Annotated in this window: 14 protein-coding genes; 5 read left to right on the top strand and 9 right to left on the bottom strand. The window is 67.4% G+C overall.

The window, feature by feature from the left end; genetic code table 11:
* Positions 1 to 223: 223 nt before the first annotated feature.
* Complete coding sequence (locus tag ACS8YF_RS15450; protein WP_440851041.1) at positions 224 to 1,207, top strand: sugar-binding transcriptional regulator; 984 nt, start codon at positions 224 to 226, stop codon at positions 1,205 to 1,207.
* Positions 1,208 to 1,231: 24 nt separating this feature from the next.
* Here ACS8YF_RS15450 and ACS8YF_RS15455 read toward each other — a convergent pair whose 3' ends face one another.
* The 4 genes from ACS8YF_RS15455 to ACS8YF_RS15470 all read right to left on the bottom strand — a co-directional run bounded on the left by ACS8YF_RS15455 (position 1,232) and on the right by ACS8YF_RS15470 (position 6,792).
* Entirely contained in the window at positions 1,232 to 2,449 is a 1,218-nt protein-coding gene (locus ACS8YF_RS15455) for a TraB/GumN family protein (protein WP_440851042.1), read from the bottom strand.
* A gap of 305 nt (positions 2,450 to 2,754) precedes the next feature.
* Positions 2,755 to 3,282 (bottom strand): response regulator transcription factor, encoded by a 528-nt coding sequence (locus tag ACS8YF_RS15460; RefSeq protein WP_440851043.1) that lies wholly within the window; start codon positions 3,280 to 3,282, stop codon positions 2,755 to 2,757.
* Positions 3,279 to 4,553, bottom strand: coding sequence for an ATP-binding protein (locus tag ACS8YF_RS15465; protein ID WP_440851044.1), 1,275 nt, complete (start codon positions 4,551 to 4,553; stop codon positions 3,279 to 3,281). The genes ACS8YF_RS15460 and ACS8YF_RS15465 overlap by 4 nt, the downstream gene beginning before the upstream one ends.
* 88 nt (positions 4,554 to 4,641) lie before the next feature.
* Positions 4,642 to 6,792: a TonB-dependent receptor gene (locus ACS8YF_RS15470; RefSeq protein WP_440851045.1), complete on the bottom strand. Its 2,151-nt coding sequence runs from the start codon at positions 6,790 to 6,792 to the stop codon at positions 4,642 to 4,644.
* Between the two features lie 126 nt (positions 6,793 to 6,918).
* Between ACS8YF_RS15470 and ACS8YF_RS15475 the strand changes: the two genes are divergently transcribed.
* Complete coding sequence (locus tag ACS8YF_RS15475) at positions 6,919 to 7,803, top strand: metallophosphoesterase (RefSeq protein WP_440851046.1); 885 nt, start codon at positions 6,919 to 6,921, stop codon at positions 7,801 to 7,803.
* 19 nt (positions 7,804 to 7,822) lie between these two features.
* Here ACS8YF_RS15475 and ACS8YF_RS15480 read toward each other — a convergent pair whose 3' ends face one another.
* The 3 genes from ACS8YF_RS15480 to ACS8YF_RS15490 form a co-directional block, all read right to left on the bottom strand.
* Complete coding sequence (locus tag ACS8YF_RS15480; RefSeq protein WP_440851047.1) at positions 7,823 to 9,034, bottom strand: MFS transporter; 1,212 nt, start codon at positions 9,032 to 9,034, stop codon at positions 7,823 to 7,825.
* Positions 9,031 to 10,014 (bottom strand): bile acid:sodium symporter family protein, encoded by a 984-nt coding sequence (locus ACS8YF_RS15485; RefSeq protein WP_440851048.1) that lies wholly within the window; start codon positions 10,012 to 10,014, stop codon positions 9,031 to 9,033. Before ACS8YF_RS15485 ends, ACS8YF_RS15480 begins: the two co-directional genes overlap by 4 nt.
* Positions 10,015 to 10,132: 118 nt before the next feature.
* Positions 10,133 to 11,206: an NADH:flavin oxidoreductase/NADH oxidase gene (locus tag ACS8YF_RS15490; protein ID WP_440851049.1), complete on the bottom strand. Its 1,074-nt coding sequence runs from the start codon at positions 11,204 to 11,206 to the stop codon at positions 10,133 to 10,135.
* Positions 11,207 to 11,594: 388 nt separating this feature from the next.
* Between ACS8YF_RS15490 and ACS8YF_RS15495 the strand changes: the two genes are divergently transcribed.
* Positions 11,595 to 12,860: a PQQ-dependent sugar dehydrogenase gene (locus ACS8YF_RS15495; RefSeq protein ID WP_440851050.1), complete on the top strand. Its 1,266-nt coding sequence runs from the start codon at positions 11,595 to 11,597 to the stop codon at positions 12,858 to 12,860.
* 13 nt (positions 12,861 to 12,873) lie between these two features.
* On the opposite strand, the gene ACS8YF_RS15500 is transcribed toward ACS8YF_RS15495, so the two are convergent.
* On the bottom strand, positions 12,874 to 14,415 hold the full coding sequence (locus ACS8YF_RS15500; protein ID WP_440851051.1) for a flavin-containing monooxygenase: 1,542 nt from the start codon (positions 14,413 to 14,415) through the stop codon (positions 12,874 to 12,876).
* A 228-nt stretch (positions 14,416 to 14,643) separates the two neighbouring features.
* On the opposite strand from ACS8YF_RS15500, the gene fhuF reads away from it, so the two are divergent.
* Together fhuF and ACS8YF_RS15510 are read left to right on the top strand one after the other, a co-directional pair.
* Positions 14,644 to 15,432: a siderophore-iron reductase FhuF gene (gene fhuF, locus ACS8YF_RS15505; protein ID WP_440851052.1), complete on the top strand. Its 789-nt coding sequence runs from the start codon at positions 14,644 to 14,646 to the stop codon at positions 15,430 to 15,432.
* Between the two features lie 121 nt (positions 15,433 to 15,553).
* Positions 15,554 to 15,742: a hypothetical protein gene (locus tag ACS8YF_RS15510; RefSeq protein ID WP_440851053.1), complete on the top strand. Its 189-nt coding sequence runs from the start codon at positions 15,554 to 15,556 to the stop codon at positions 15,740 to 15,742.
* 9 nt (positions 15,743 to 15,751) lie between these two features.
* Here ACS8YF_RS15510 and ACS8YF_RS15515 read toward each other — a convergent pair.
* The coding region (locus tag ACS8YF_RS15515; protein WP_440851054.1) for an iron chelate uptake ABC transporter family permease subunit at positions 15,752 to 16,693 on the bottom strand (942 nt) is incomplete at its 5' end.

A 16,693-nucleotide genomic window follows, 5' to 3' on the forward strand; every position in this document is an offset into this window, starting at 1 on the left:
TTTATAGCCCTAGACTTTGGTCGATACGACCTAGGTATTAAATCTCTGTATAAACTTAAATATAGCGACGTCATACCCGGTCATGCTATTGGACAAACCGGTGTGCCACCGTAGGATGAATGTCTAGTGCATATGTACACTGATCGAACATATGATCGCACTGGCTTCGACGCAGATCGTTCGGACGTACGAGCCGAGGCAGACGAGGTGAAAGACAAAATCCATGTCACCCGATGAATTGACCGAGCTGGCCAAGCTCTACCACATCGACGGCTGGACCCAGGAAGAGCTGGCCAGCCGATTCGAGATCTCCCGCGTGAAGGTGGGGCGCCTGCTCAAGCGCGCGGTCGCCGAGGGCATCGTCGAGATCCGCGTGCGCCTGCAGCATCCGCCGAACACCACCGCGGCGCTCGAAAAAGCGCTCATGGACCGCTTCGGCATCCGGCGGGCGATCATTTCCGTCGATCACAAGGACCCGGAGCGCCAGCGCGAACTGCTGGCCGGCCTGGTTGCGCGCTATCTCGATCAGTCCCTGACCGAAACCAGCGTGGTCGCGGTCGGCATGGGGCGCAATGTGAGCGCGGTGCCCGAGCACGTGGTCTCGAACCAGCGCCGGCACTGCAGTTTCGTCTGCGCCATCGGCGGCTCCTACCGCGGCGGCGAAGCCATGAATTCGGACCAGATCTGTCGGCACATGGCGATGCGCTTCGGCGGCGAGAGCGTTACGCTCTATGCCCCGGCCATCGTCTCCGACCCCCAGATCCGGGATGCGCTGCTGGCCAACGACACGGTGCGCCAGTCACTCAACAAGGCCCAGCACGCGGACGTGGCGGTGGTCGGCGTCGGCGATATTCTCGAAGACAGCAACATGGTCCGCATGGGCTGGTTCACCAACGAGGAGATCACCACATTGCGCCAGCTCGGCGTGGTCGGCGATATCATGGGCTACGACTTCATCGACATCGACGGCAATCTGGCGGAAACGCCACTGATCGGCCGCGTGATCGGACTCACCATCGAGCATCTGCACAGTATTCCGGACGTCATCGCCATGGCCAGCGAGCCGACCAAGGTGACCGGCATCCTCGGCGCGCTGCGCACCGGCGCGATCGACACCCTGGCCACCACGCAATCGATCGCCCAGACCGTGCTCAATCTCGCCCAGGCGACCGACAGTGTGGCCGCCCGGAGCAGCGCGACCTCCTGAGCACGCCGCGCCGCACGCCGGTGGTCAGGCGCCGATGAGCTGATCGACGATCCGAAAACCGGCGATCCAGGTACCGGCGGCCGAACCGATGGTCGACAACAGGAACACGAGCAACACGCGGGAAACACGGTTGCGCCACCAGCCGCGCACTGTGGTGACATCCGATTTCAGCGTCGAGAAATCGCCGACCCGCGGTTTGCGTATCCATAGCTCCACCGCAGCGGTCACCATGCCGGCGCCGATGGTGGGATTGAGCGAGGTCAGCGGCGATGCCACGAATCCCGCCACGACGGTCAACGGATGCGCCAGCGCCAGCGCGGCACCCACGGCGCACAGCACGCCGTGGATCAGAAACCATTCCGCGACCAGATGCCAGCCCAGATTCGGGCTATGGGCGAAGCCGAGCCCGAAACCGGCCAGCACCAGCGCCACGATCACCCAGGGAATCCATTTCACCCAGCGCGCGCCGGCCGGCACGGTATCGAGCGTGGCCACGCGCTCGGCCGGCGCCGCCATGCCGCGCTCGAGATAGCGGGCCAGGCCCTTCAGGTGGCCGGCGCCGACCACCACCAGCGTGGTGCCGGGCGTATCGGCCTGCATCAGCAGCTTGGCGGCCATGTACTGATCGCGCTCGTCGATGAGCGCGGCGTGCATGTGTTCGGACTGCTCCGCGAACTCGTTGAAGGTGGCTTCGAGCATGTCGCCTTCCTTGAGCTGCTCGATGTCTTCCTCCTTGATCTTGTTCGACGAGACCAGGCTTGCGGCCAACCCCATGAGCACCGACGCGCGCTGCCACCAGGGGATGCCGCGATAGACCCGCTTGAGCGTGATGCCGATATTGCGGTCGACCAGCGTCAGCGGGGTATCCGCCGCTTCCGCGGCGGTGATCGCGGCCCGCATCTCCGCACCGGGCTCGATGCCGAACTGGTCGGCCAGCCGCTGCTGATAGGCGCCGAGCGCCAGATTGGCCGCCACCATGCCGGCCTGGCCGCTCTTGATCACCGCGAACAGATCCATATCCGCCATTTCGGACTGGCGGGTGAGCGCAGCATGGCGCGCATCGCAGAGTTCGATCGCCACCTGGTCGTAGTCGCCGGTCTCGATCTCGGCGCGCACCTCGTCCGCACTCGCTTTCGACACATGGGCGGTGCCCAGCAGCACGAAACGACGCTCGCCACGGGTGACGATGCGGCGGGGCCCGGCCTCGGTTGCGGGCGATGTCGGATTCGACGACTCGGACATAAATGCGATCCAGCAGCAAAAACAGGCGGGCGCCCCGCATCAGGCGCCCGATTGTCGCCGCTGCAGCGTTCAGCGTCCACGCTCGACGGCAACCCGGGCATTCCGGACGACGATTCGACCGGATTCGCGCAGGCGTCGCGGGCCCGTTCAATCGTCGTCGCTGGTGATGAGCTTGTAGGCGACCCAGCCGAGGAAACCGAAGAACGGCACCATGGCCGCGGCAAAGATGAAGATCCCGATCATGATTCACCCTCCCGAATCCGGACGCGGTTCGACGCGCCACCCAAACGTTGTCGCCGGCGTCGTCATTCGGCGACCGGCTTCTTGGCCAGCTTGCGCTGTAGCGTGCGCCGATGCATGCCCAGCGCCCGCGCCGTGGCCGAGACGTTGCCGTCGTGTTCGGCCAGCACATGCTGAATATGCTCCCATTCGAGCCGGCGTAGCGAGGTCGGGGTGCCCGGCGGCTCGACCGGATTGTCGGCGACGCCGTCCTGCGCCAGCGCCGCGAGGATCTGGCGCGCGGTCGCGGGCTTCGGCAGATAATTGAACGCGCCGCGCTTGATCGCCTCGATTGCGGTGGCGATGCTGGCATAGCCGGTGAGCATGAGGATGCGCAGGTTGGCATCGGCGGCCAGCAAGGGCTCGATCAAGGCCAGCCCGCTGCGCTCGCCGAGCCGCAGATCCACGATAGCGGCATCGAAATGGTCCGGCGTGACCGCCGACAGCGCCGAGGCCGGCGTATCGGCAGCGGTAGCGACGTGCCCGAGCCGCTCCAGCGCACGGCCGAGCGTGCGCGTGAACACGACATCGTCATCCACGATCAGCAACCTCATGCCGCGTCTCCTGTCGCGTCGTTCGGCATCAGCGGGCCGAGCGGCAGCCGCACCCGTGTACGCGTGCCGCCGTGCGACGAGGTCGAAAAATCCAGCGTGGCGTCCAGGCGGGCCAGACTCGCGCGCGCCAGCGTCAGCCCCAGGCCCAGACCGCGCGCCGGGCGTGCGGTCTGGTCGGCAACGGTTTCAAGACCTGCGCCCGGGTCGTCGATGATCAACTCGAGCAACCGGCACTCGCAACGCCATGTCAGCCACAGGCGCTGATCCCCCGCCGCGATCGCCGCATCGGCGGCATTGTCGAGCAGATTCACGAGCGCCTGGGTCAGCGCCGGATCGTTGCGGATGGGCGCGGCGGTCAGCGCGGCGCGTCCGGTCTCGGTCAGATCGATCTCCGGCCGACGCATATGCCAGTCGGCGACCAGATGCCCGGCATAGGCGGATAGCGGCGTGACCGACTGCGCACGCGGGTCCCGGGCCGCGATCAAGCGCCGCAGTTCGGCCGCGCACAGCGCGGTCTGGCTGCGGATGATGGCGATATCCTCATGCACGTCGGGCGGCAGATCCGGATGCTCGGAGACCGACTCGGCCGCGACCGCGATCGTCGACAGCGGCGTATTCAATGCATGGGCCGCGCCGGCCGCCACGGTGGCCACGGAGACGACGGCGTCGTCGCGCATCAGCCGCTCGCGTTGCCCCGCCAGCTCGCGTTCGCGCGCCCGCAGCACCGCCGCCAGCACCAGCAGGAAACCGCAGAGCAACGCCGCGGCCAGGAGAAAATTGACCCACATGCCGACGACGTGGCGCTCGAAGCCGACCATGGCTTCCGGGTCGTGGATTCGTGTCAGATAACGCAACAGCAGCGCTGTATAGGCCGCCACCGCCAGCAGCGTCACCGCGATCGCATCGCGAATCGACAGGATCGTCGCAGCCAGCGCCACCGGCACCAGGAACAGCGACACGAACGGATTGGTCGCCCCGCCGAGCCCCCAGAACAGCGTGAACAGGGCCAGGGTGTCGACCGCCAGATGGGCGACCAGCTCGAGCGCGGACGGGGGCGCGGCATAGCGCAGGCGCCAGACCACGACCAGATTGAACGCCAGCAGCAGAACGGGCAGGGCCCACAGCGCCGGCGGCAACGTTCGCCCGGCCACCGCCATGAGCAGCAGTGCCAGGCCGACCAGCGCCACCGCCAGATAGCGCAACCCGGCCAGCACCCGCATCACAGCGGCGGGCTCGAGCGAAAACACATGGGCAGGCAGCGTAGGTTTCATGGCCCCTCCAGCCCCGGAATGCACACCACCCTACCGCTTGCACGCCAGCGCACGCGAGGCCGGCCTCGCGCGCCCGTTCCAACGCCATTCAGAACGCAAAATGCACCGTCGCGTGCGCATTGCGCCCGGCCCCGGGCAGGCGCGCGCCCACCGGCACCGCGCTGTCGGCCACGCGATTGAAGCCGCCCATGAAATCGCGATACCCCCGGTTGAACAGATTATCCACGCCGACTTCCACCCACAGATGCCGGTTGGCCTGATAGTGGGCGGCAATGTCGGTCAATGCATAGCCGCCGGTTTCGGGATCGCCCAGCCGGGCGTCACGATGCGAATCGGCGATGTGATGCCGGGCGAAGACATAGCGCTCGGACAGCGAAAAGCGCCAGTCGGCGCGCTGGTAGGCCAGCCGTGCACGCACGTTGGCCGGCGCGATGCGATACAGATTGTCGCCCGTGTCGGTGCGCCGACCGCGGGTGTAGCCGGCCCCGCCGGACAGCGTCCAGGCGTTATCCAGCTTGTAGGCGGCGGCAAGGTCGGCACCGTAGACCTCGGCCCCGACATTGGCGTACTGCAACGGCGTCGGATCGCCGTTGGCGGTCGACACCATGACCACGTCCTTATTGCCCCCGGCATACGGCACGCCGGTGATGTAGTCGTGGATGCGGTGGTAATAGACCTCGGGCGAAAACGTCAGCCGGCTACCGGTGAAACTCAGACCGAGATCCGCCATGTAGGCGACCTCGGGCGAAAGCCCGGTATTGCCGATGGTATTGTTGCCGTCCGCCGAGCCCGCCGTGGCTTCCAGCGGGATATAGGCATAGCGCTCGGTGTAATACGGCGAGCGTGTCTTGCGTGCCAGGCCGAGCCGGGCCTGCCAGCGCTGGCCGATATCGCGCGACAGCCTGGTCACCACATCCACGTTGTTGTCGGTCTGATCGCGATCGCTGGCGGCGAAATCGGCCGCCAGGCGCTGCGCCGGCATCGGCAGCGAGGGGGCCACGCCGCCCGGCCCGGCCGCGGTATGCACGATCGTGTCGCGCACACCGAGCTCGCCGTGCCACGGCCCGCGGATCGGCCCCGCCCATTGCCCGAACAGGCTGTAGGTGTCGCGGCGAATGTCGTCGAAGGCATTCACGCCGAACGCGGCCATTTTCGGATTGCCCACGAAGGCATTGTGCTGGACCCAACTGCCGTCGAAGCCGGCCTTGAAGGTGCCCCCGGCCAGCGGGTGCGCCGCGTGCAGCTTGGCCGCATAGCGCTGACTGCGGGCCCGGATATAGCGCGGATCGGGCGCATCGCCGTTGAGCGGCGAGAAGTCCGGCGCCGGGCGCAGGATGTAATTGTCCATCTCGTGCTCGACGTGGCTGAAGTCGAGCTGGGCGGTGACCCGCGTCCGCCCGATATCCGCGGTCTGCTTCAATTCGGCCAGCGTGCCATGGAAGTAATGAATATCCATCGGCAGATCCGGGTTGCCGGTGTCGCCGGTGCGCTGCGCGCGCACGAAGCCGGATGTTTCGCCCCAGGCCTCACGATGGCCGAAATCGAGCCCGTACTGCTTGCGATCGTAGGCCGAGGCCCGGAGTTTGCCATACGGCGTACGCAGGTTCGCGGCCTGGTCAGTCACCGCGGTCAGGCCGATCCGGTTGATGTCGTTGGCCAGGCTGGCCTGGCCGGACAGGCTGTAGCCGTCGTCGACCGATTGCGCGGTCGCTTCGCCCCAGCCGTGCAGCTCGTAGCTATCGCCACTGGTGTAGCGGCTTTGGCGGGTCCTGGCATCGACCGTTGTGCCGATCGTATCGATGCTGTCCGCCACGGAGGGAATCCCGCGTGTCACCGACAGCGACTCGACCAGCGCGGCCGGCGCATAGTGCAACGGCGGGTCCATCCAGTTCGGCCCGCCCGAGGCCACGCTCATGCCGTCGATGCGCGTCTGATTGCGATAGCCGGTCAAGCCGCGGAACTGGACCTGGCCCGAGATGCCGCCGTTGTCCACCAGCGCGCCCCCGGGCACCTCGCCCATCGCCGCCGCGGTATCGACGGTCGACGGCGCCAGTGGGGGCTGCACGTTATCGGCCCGGCTGATCAGGCCACGCACCGCAAGCGGCGCCAGCCTGGTGGTCGGCGCACTCACCGCCGGGGCGGCAACGATGTCCGGCCCGGGGCCCGCAGCCTGTGCCGACACCGGCGCCGCCGCACCCAGAAAAAGACCGCCCCATACCATCACCGAATAACGTCGCATGCCATGCCCCCAACTGCTGCGGAATCGGCGGCAAGACTAGCCGGGCACACGGCATGCGCCCATGCGACATATCGTCGCGGCGCCCGACGTCTTGACGGTTGGCCGCGGCGCTCTTACAACCCTCGAATGCAGATCGGCATCATCGGCGACATCCACGGCGCGTGGGACGACATCGACACCGCGTTCTTCAACGCCGCCGGCTACGACGCCGTGCTATTCGTGGGCGATTTCGCCCGCGTGGTGAACAGCCGGCCCGTGGCGCGTCAGCTGGCGCGGCTGACGGTGCCGGCATGGGCCATCCCGGGCAATCACGACGCAACCACTCTGGCGCAGTTGCTCGCCGAGATCCGGGGCCGCCCCTGGGCCACACGCTGGACCGCACTCGGCATGCGCCGCCGTGTCGCCCGGCTCGCCCGCGACCTGGGCCCGGTCACGCTTGGGGGTTACAGCCTCCATTCGCTGGCGCCCGATCTCGGTCTGGTGATCGCGCGCCCTCATGCCATGGGCGGCAACCGATTGTATTTCCGGCCTTACCTGAAAAGCGCATTCGGCGTATCCCGCTTCGCCGACAGCCGCGACCGACTGTGCGCGCTCATCGACGCCGCACCGCGCGATCTGATCGTGCTGGCCCACAACGGCCCGGCCGGGCTCGGGGCAGATCCTACCGACCCATTCGGCTGCGATTTCGATCCCGGGTTGGGCGATTTCGGCGATCCCGATCTGCGCGATGCGCTCGTGCATGCCCGTGCCACCGGTCATCGCGTGCGTGCCGTCGTCGCCGGTCACATGCACCATCGCAGCAAGCACAGCGGGGCCTGGCGCCGCACCTGGGCGCACCACCACGACACGCTCTACCTCAATGCCGCGCGCGTGCCGCGCATCGAGGACAACGGCCGCCGGCGCCATCATCTCCAGCTCACCCTCGACGCTGGCGGAGCCCACGCCGCAACGGTCTGGGTCGACGACACGGCACAGGCCATCGAACACCTGACCCTGGCGACCCCGGACTGATCCGCAGCCACCACACCGATCAGCCGGCGCGCCGCCGCTCATCGACCGCCAGATGCCGCAGCGGCAGCGCCATCGCCACAATCAGCAGACCGACCGCGACATAGCTCTGCCCGTAGCCGATCCAGCGGCCGCACATGAGCCCCAGAACCGGGCCGAGCGCACCGCCCAGATCGGACGACCACTGATAAACCGACAGCGCCCGGCCGTGGATGCGCGCCGGCGCCACGTCGCCCAGCAGCGTGAGCATGGGAATGGTCAGGCCGCCCGCGCCGGCGCCGATAAGCAACAGACCGATGATCGCCAGCGTCAGATTCGTGGCCAGGCCCAGGATGACGAAACCGGTCGCCACGCCCGCCATGGCCGGCAGCAACAATCGGGTCCGCGAGGTCGAGCGATCGAGATAGCGCCCGCAAGCGAGAGACGATGACGCCCGCGCGCCCATCAGCACCGCCATCAACAACCCGGCACTGCCCTGGGCACCCAGACCGAACAGCAACAGATGCCGGGCATCGACGGCCAGCGCCACGGTGGCCAGCAACACCCCGGACACGGCGAAGAACAGCAACGCGTTGGCGGCGAAGATGATGCGCAGCGTGCCCAGCGACAGCACGTCGCCCCAGGCGGCCCAGCGTGATGCGCCGTTCGCGCGCGCCGGACGCCGGCGCTCGGCGTGGTCCGGCATGACGCAGGCCGCGCCGGCGGCCGCGGCCAGGCTGAGTCCGGTGGCGACCAGAAACGCGGCGTTATCCGAGGCAAGATCGGCGATCAGCCCGCCGATGACGAGACCGCCGGGAAACCCCAGGCTGATCGCCGTGCGCACGCGCGCGGTCATGCTACCGCGGGAAGCATTTCCGCTGATCGACATGATGGCCGCCAGCACACCCACCAGCAGAAGCGACGAGCCCAGCCCCCAGATGAGACGTCCGACCAGGAACCACAGCGCCGGACGGTCAGCCGACAACGCAATCGCGTAGGCACCGCTGCCGATGGTCTCCAGTAACAGACCAGCCGCCACCGGCCAACGGGCGCCAAAGCGATCCAGCAACGAGCCGGTGGCCGGATTGAACAGCAGCCGTGCAATCCGGTTGGCGGACAGAATCAGGCCGATCATCGCCCCGCTGATGCCGAGCTGTACACCCACCATCGGCAGGATCGGAAACACCACGCCGCCGCCCACACCGCCAGTGAAGGCGATCGCCGCGATCGCCCAGCTGCGCTGCGCGCGTGTCATCCGCGAACCGGCTGGGCCTCGGGCGCGTATCGGGCCGCCCGCCGCGCGATGGCGGCGCAGGCAATGAGCTGGATCTGATGAAAGATCATCAACGGCAGCACGATCGCCCCGAGCGCGCCGGACGCGAACAGCACCTTGGCGATCGGGATGCCGCTGGCCAGCGATTTCTTGGAACCACAGAACAACAGCACCAGGGCGTCTTCACGCGCGAAAAACGCCCGCCCGACACCCCAGGTGACCGCCAGCACGATCGCCAGCAGCGCCGCGTCGGCCAGGAACAGCCAGGCCAGCGCGATCGGCGGGATCTGGTGCCACAGCCCCTGCACCACCGATGCCGAGAACGCGCCATACACCACAAGCACGATCGAGCCCTGGTCGACGAACTTGACCACCTTCGGGTGCGCCTTGACCCAGCCGCCAATCCAGCGGCGCGCGAACTGGCCCGCCGCGAACGGCACCACGATCTCGCCCACGATATGCACGATCGCCGACAACGAACCGCCGGCATGGCCGGCCTGGGACAGAAACACCCCCGCCAGCGCCGGGGTCAGGAACACGCCCAGCAGATTGGATGCGCTCGCGCTGCAGACCGCGGCCGATACGTTGCCGCCGGCGATCGAGGTAAAGGCGATCGACGACTGTACGGTCGAGGGCAGCAGACAGACGAACAGCACGCCAGCGGCCAGCCCGGGCGTGAGCAGATCGGACAACAGGGGATGGGCCGCCAGACCGATCAGCGGAAACAGCAGGAAGGTGGCGGCCAGCACACACAGGTGCAGGCGCCAGTTCGAGGCCCCGGCGACAACGGCCTCACGCGAGAGCTTGGCGCCGTGCAGAAAGAACAACAGCGCGATCGCCAATGTAGTGGCGTGCTCGTAAATGGCCGCCGCCCCGCCGCGAATCGGCAGGAGCGTGGCGAGCAGAATCGCCCCGATCAACGCGAGGATGAAGTTGTCGGGCAGAAGGCGCGGTCGTGGCATCGCGCTATTCTAACCTCGGCGCGCCGGCTTTGTGGATTCGGCGCGCGAGCCATAACGAGAAACGCCCCGCTCGCCTGCATTCGAACGGGGCGGAGTCACCCGGCGCGATCGGCCGATGCTACTTGAAGGCGCGCGCGTACTGCACCGGCGGCGCCAGATTATCGTCGCCGTGCAATTCGGTCGCCGCCCGCAGCGGGAAGTACGGATCGCGAAGCATTTCGCGCGCCAGCAGCACGCAGTCGGCCTGGCCGGAATGCACGATGTGTTCGGCCTGCACCGGGTCGGTGATCATGCCGACCGCGCCAGTCGCCAGGCCGGTCTCGCGCCGTACGCGGGCCGCGAATTCGGTCTGGTAACCCGGCCCGACCGGGATCTGTGCCGACGGCGTATTGCCGCCGCCGGAACAATCGAGCACGTCCACGCCCTCGGCCTTGAGCCATGCGGCCAGTTGCACGGTCTGCTCGATGTCCCAGCCGCCATCTTCCCAGTCGCTGGCGGAGACGCGATAGAACAGCGGTTTGTCGGCCGGCCAGACGGCGCGTACGGCGCGCACCACTTCCAGCGGGAAACGACAGCGATTCTCCAGGCTGCCGCCATAGTCGTCGGTGCGCTCGTTGGATAGCGGCGAGACGAACTCGTGCAACAGATAACCGTGCGCACCGTGGATTTCGATCATGTCCATGCCGGCGGCGTCGGCGCGTTTGGCCGCGGCCACGAATGCATCGATCAGCGCCGCCATTTCATCGCTGCCCAGGGCATGCGGTGTCGGCGCATTATCGGAGAACGGAACCGCGCTCGGCGCCACCGTCTGCCAGGCTCCTTCCGCGGCGGTCAGCGCCCGGCCACCGTCGATCCACGGCGCGGTGCAGGACGCCTTGCGCCCGGCGTGGGCGAGCTGCACGCCGGCCGCCGCCCCCTGCGCACGGATGAAATCGGCATTGCGCTTGAACTCGCCGATATGCGCGTCGCTCCAGATCCCGAGATCGCCCGGCGTGATCCGGCCCTCGGGCGTGACGGCGCTGGCCTCCATCATCACCAGCCCGGCACCGCCGACCGCGCGACTGCCGAGATGCACGAAATGCCAGTCGTTCGGATAGCCATCCTCGGCCGAGTACTGGCACATCGGCGACACGAAGATCCGGTTGCGGAAAGTCACGTCGCCAATGGTCCAGGGCTTGAATAGATCGGGCATGCAGCACTCCAGTGGGGCGCGACGTATTGCGCGCGTGAAAATCGATACCCACTAGATCGGTGCATCATGCACGGCTTCAAGAGACCGGGCATGCAATTCTGACTATCGCGACGATTGTTGCCGGGCCGGCGCAGCGTCGGCGGCCGGAATTCGCGCCGGTTCGCACTGACCGCGCGGCTTCGACCTTGTCCGGAGTCGCAACCGGCAAGACAGGCGTCGTCGCTTGGGGCCCGCCGCCGGATACGGCCCCGGAGCCCCAGGCCTCCTCCGCACCGGGCACGGCCCCTGGCAACAGGCCACGATAACGCGCACTCCTGCGTACTGCTTCGGATAGCGCCCGGGCACCGGGGCTGCTATAAGCGAAAGCGAACTGATGCCAGGCCATGCCATGATTCGTCGACTGAACCCAGCGCTGCTCGGCGCGCCCCTGCTGATGCTGGTTGTGCCCGGGGCGGCCGCGGCGGCGTGCAAGACGGCCGGCCTCGATCTGCCGCCGCATTTCTGCGCCACGGTTTTCGCCAGGAACGCGCGCCAGCCGCGCCATATCGCTGTGGCGGCCAACGGCACGGTCTACGCCAACGTCAATCACGGTGACGGCAAACACGATCTTCTCGCGCTCATCGATAGCAACGGCGACGGCGTGGCCGACAAACGCCAACTGTTCGGCCGCGGCGGCGCCACCGGCCTGACCCTCCATGATGGCTGGCTGTATGCCGCCTCGGCGACGGGCGTGCGCCGTTACAAACTGCATCGGGGCGCGGTTCCCGACGGCGAGGGCCAGCTCATCGTCACCGGCCTGCCCGATCAGAAAGCCCACAGTGCACGCGGGCTCGCGGTGGACGATGCCGACCATCTGTATGTGGCCATCGGCGCGCCATCGAATGCCTGCCAGAAAGACGATCGTCAGCCGGGCTCGCCCGGCCAGGACCCCTGCCCCCTGCTGAAAAAACAGGGCGGCATCTGGCGTTTCGCCGCCGACAAGCCGAATCAGAAATTCAGCGCCAAGGCACGCTATGCCACCGGTATCCGCAATCTGTTCGCGCTGACCTGGGATCGGGCGCGGCACCGCCTGGTCGGCGCCCAGATGGGCCGCGATCAGCTGTCGGCCCTATGGCCGAAGAAATTCTCGACCGAGCAGAACGTACGGCTCCCGGCGGAGGTTCTGCTCGACATCAAGCAGGGCGACAACTTCGGCTGGCCGTACTGCTATTACGACGGTAAAGCGCATGCGCGCCGCCTGAACCCGGAATACGGCGGCGATGGCCACAAGATCGGCCGCTGTGCCGACTATACCGACCCGATCGCGGCCTACCCGGCGCATTGGGCACCGATGGATGTGGTCTTCTATCAGGCCAGGGCCTTCCCCAAGGCTTATCGCGGCGGCGCATTCATCGCCTTCCACGGCTCCTGGGATCGCTCACCGGAACCGCAACAGGGCTTTCGGGTGATCTACCAGCCGTTCAACGGCGACAAGCCGAGCAAACCCTATCGCACCTTCGCCGGCCCGGCCGGCTTTACCGGCGAAAAGATCGTGCGCTCGCCGGGCAGCGCCGCCCATCGCCCGGCCGGGCTCGCGGTCGGGCCGAAGGGCGCGCTCTATGTCAGCGACGACCAGGGCAGCACGATCTACCGCATCAGCTATCAGAAGAACTAGGGCCCTTGATGTTTCAAGCCGCCTCGCGGTCGCCCACGCGCCGCATCGGCGCGGACTCGTATTCACCGGGCCGGAACAACCACAGACGCATGCGGTATTCCCAGTTGAAGCCGGGATACAGCGTGGTGTTCTTGCCTGAATCGGTGAGATACCAGCTGTTGCACCCAGAGGTCCACGAAGTGTGCTGCATGCGCTTCTGGATACCGCGATTGAAGCGATCCTGCACCGGTTTCTTCACCATCAGCCATTTCAGATCGTGGCGCGCCATATGCCCGATCGCCCTGGCGATGTATTCCATCTGCATTTCGGTGAAGGCGAGCACCGAGGTATGGCTCGGCCCGGTGTTCGGGCCCATCAGGAAGAACAGATTCGGGAAACCGGAGACGGTGACCCCCTTGTAGGCTTCGGCACCGTCGGCCCAGGCCGTGTTCAGGTCGAGCCCGCCCAGACCCTTGACCGGGAACGGCGCCGCCCGCGAGGGCACCTTGAAGCCGGTCGCGCAGACGATGGCGTCGACCGCGATCTCGCGTCCGTCCTTCGTAATGAGGCTGTTTTCGGTGATCCGCGCCGGCCCGTCGGGGATCAGTTCGGCATTGTCGGCCTGGATCGCCGGATACCAGTCGTTGGAAATCAGAATACGCTTGCAGCCGATCGCATAGTCCGGGGTGACGGTCTGGCGCAGGGCCTTGTCGGCCACCTGCTTGCGGATATGGCGCTTGGCCATCTGCTCGGCCTTTTTCTTGAAGAACCTGCGATCGGAAATGATGAAAGGCGCGAACAGCTCGCTCATCCAGTAGATGCGATAACGGCGCTTGGCCAGCTTGTAGAACGAATCGCGGTATTCGGCCTGTTCCTTTTCCGGAATCGGCCGGTCGGGCTTGGGCATGATCCAGCTCGGCGTGCGCTGGAAGACGGTGATGTGGCCGGCCGCTTTCTGGATCTCCGGCACCACCTGGATGGCCGAGGCGCCCGAACCGATCACGGCCACGCGCTTGCCGGCCAGATCGTAGTCGTCGTCCCACTGCGCGGTGTGCATGAGCTTGCCCTGGAACCGTTCCAGCCCCTCGATCTTCGGATAGGCCGGGTCGGACAGCGCGCCCACCGCCGAGATCACCACGCGTGCCGTCAGTTCCTCGCCCGAGCCGGTGATCGCATGCCAGATGCCGGCGTCTTCATCGAAGCGGGCCTCGCGGATCGCCGTGTTGAAGCGGATGTGGCGATACAAATCGTATTTCGCGGCCACCCGCTTGATGTAGTCGAAGATCTCCGGCTGCTGGCCGAAGGCGCGCGACCAGTTCGGATTCTGCTCGAACGAGAACGAATACAAGTGCGAGGCGACATCGCACGCCGCGCCCGGATAGTGGTTGTCGCGCCAGGTGCCGCCGACCTCGTCCGCGCGCTCGAGGAGGGTGAAGCTCTCGATCCCGGCTTCCTTGAGCTGGATCGCCATGCCCAGGCCGGAGAAGCCGGCGCCGACGATGGCGATATCCATGTCGGTATCGATCCGGCGCGAGGCCAGCGGATTGAGTCGGGCAAGCAGGCGGGTCGCGGCCATGGCGGCCTCCATCGGACGAATGGCATCAGTGCGGCGCGGCGCTCGCGCGCGTTCTGACGGCAACATAGCAACGCCCGCCAATTCTGACAAGACGACATGTCAGAATTGGCGACACGGTGCCCGGCGTGGGCGGGATCGATCGCGCCGCCTGACACGCTTTCCTCGACGGACCGGGCGCGTTACCGTATCGATAACCATTCGCATTTACGCGACAGCATTGCAGGCGGCATGTACGCGCGCTTTTTCCCCCGCCGGTTCGAATTCGCAGCGAACGCGCTCTGTCGCGATGCCGTGCCCGCGGGCGGGCCGGTCATCGCGGGTCGGGCCCTGGTTTGCGGCGACGCGCTGGATACAGTGCTGCCCCGGTTTGCCGCGGCGCGCGCGCTGACCGATCGACGGGCCGCGGCCAGCGAGTGGTCGAAGTTCTTCTTTGCCCGACTGATCATCCCGGTGGTGGTGGTTCAATGCGCCACCGGCCGCCGGCTCGATCTCGACCCGGCCCGCTGGCGCGTGTCTTGTCGCGAAGACGGCACGATCGCGCACTTCATCTTCGATCACGACCCACTCGGCGCGCCCGCGCCGGGCGACATGAGCGCCCTGATCGACGCCGTCATGACACCGCTGGCGTCGGCGCTGGCCGCCGATTGCCGGCTGTCGCCCCGCGTGTTCGGCGCCAATGGCGCGGTGTACTACGCGTGGGTGCTCGACCAGCTCACCGAACAGCACCGGACCGAGCCCGGCGGGCTGGCACCGGCGCGCACGCTGCTGGATTCGCCCGCGCGGCCCGACGGCGGCCCCAACCCGTTTCATGCCGCATTCAAGCCGCTGGCGGCGGGTGCGCACGACGGCGAGGGCGCGCCGACCCGCGAATGTCGGCGGCTGTGCTGTGTGCGCGACCTCGATCCATCGCTGCCCCTGTGCGCCAACTGCCCCCGCGCCATTACCTATCCGGAGGCCGGCGAAGCGAACGCCGCGCGTCCCCTGAAGCCGGCGGGCCAGGCGCCCGACCGCGCCTGAGCCGCGCCCATGGACCTGTTTCGCCTGATTGTTCGGGATTACCGCCTGCCTTTGCCGGCGGTCGCAAGCATGGCCCAGGGCGCGCTCGGCCATCATTTCGTGTTCGATCTGCGCCCGCACCATGACCCACGATGCCTTCGTGGCCTATCTGACGAGCCAGAGCGACGCCATCGCCGCAGCCGATCGCGCCGGCCGCACGTTCGCGGCGATCGAGAAATGGCCCCGTGATTCGGTCGATCATTTCTTCGCCGACGGCCCGCAGACCCTGCGCTTCGGCGGCACAATCGAGTATTGCCGCAAGCGCGACTGAAAACCGTCGTCAGATCCGCCGCAGCCGCCACATGAAATAGCTGCCACCGATCAGCGTGGCCACCAGCCCGGCCGGAATCTCGACCGGGAACAGGATCTGCCGGCCCACCCAGTCGGCCGCGATCATCAACAGGGCGCCGAAGACCATCGCCCCCGCCATATGCGTTCGCGCCCGGGCCAGGCCCGCCATGCGGGCCAGATGCGGCGCCAGCAGGCCAACGAACGACAGCGGGCCGACCACCAGCGTGGCCGCGGCGGTCAGCACCGCCACCAGCCCCAGCAGCACCAGCCGGCTGAGGGTGACGTTGATCCCCAGCGCGCGCGCGACCGACGCGCCGAGCGGCAGCAGATCGAGCCAGCGCGCCAGCGGCCAGGCCAGCGCGACGAGCACCACGCCGACCGCCGAAATCACTCCCGCCGTGCCCATGTCGACGTAATAGGTGGAGCCGGAGATCCACGCCAGCATCGACTGGCTGCGCGGATCGTTGCCGGCGAGCACGATGCGCTGGATCGCGTCGAAGGCGAACATCACCGCAATGCCGGTCAGCAAAAGCTGCTGCGGCTCGAAGCCCGCACGGGCGTTGATCGCGATCAGCAGGGCCAGCGTCGCCAGCGCGCCGAGCGTGCCGGCCCCGAGCAGGGCCAGCGTGCCCGCGGCCGGCACGAACCAGATCAATGCCAGCAGGCCCATGCCGGTACCGGCGCTCACGCCGAGCACCTCGGGACTCGCCATGGGATTGCCCGACACGCGCTGAATGATGGTGCCCGCCAGTGCCAGCAGCATGCCGGCCATGCCCGCCGCGAGCACGCGCGGCGCCCGCCAGGCGCCGGTTTCCGACCAGGGCAGTGCGAACGGCGCGTTCCAGCCATGCAGGCCGCGCCCGGCCAGCAGCGCGATCACCGCCATCGCGGCCACCACGATCGCGCACCGCCCGATCAAGCGCCACGGTGC

The organism is Salinisphaera sp. SWV1, from assembly GCF_052044155.1.
Taxonomy (GTDB): Bacteria; Pseudomonadota; Gammaproteobacteria; order Nevskiales; family Salinisphaeraceae; genus Salinisphaera.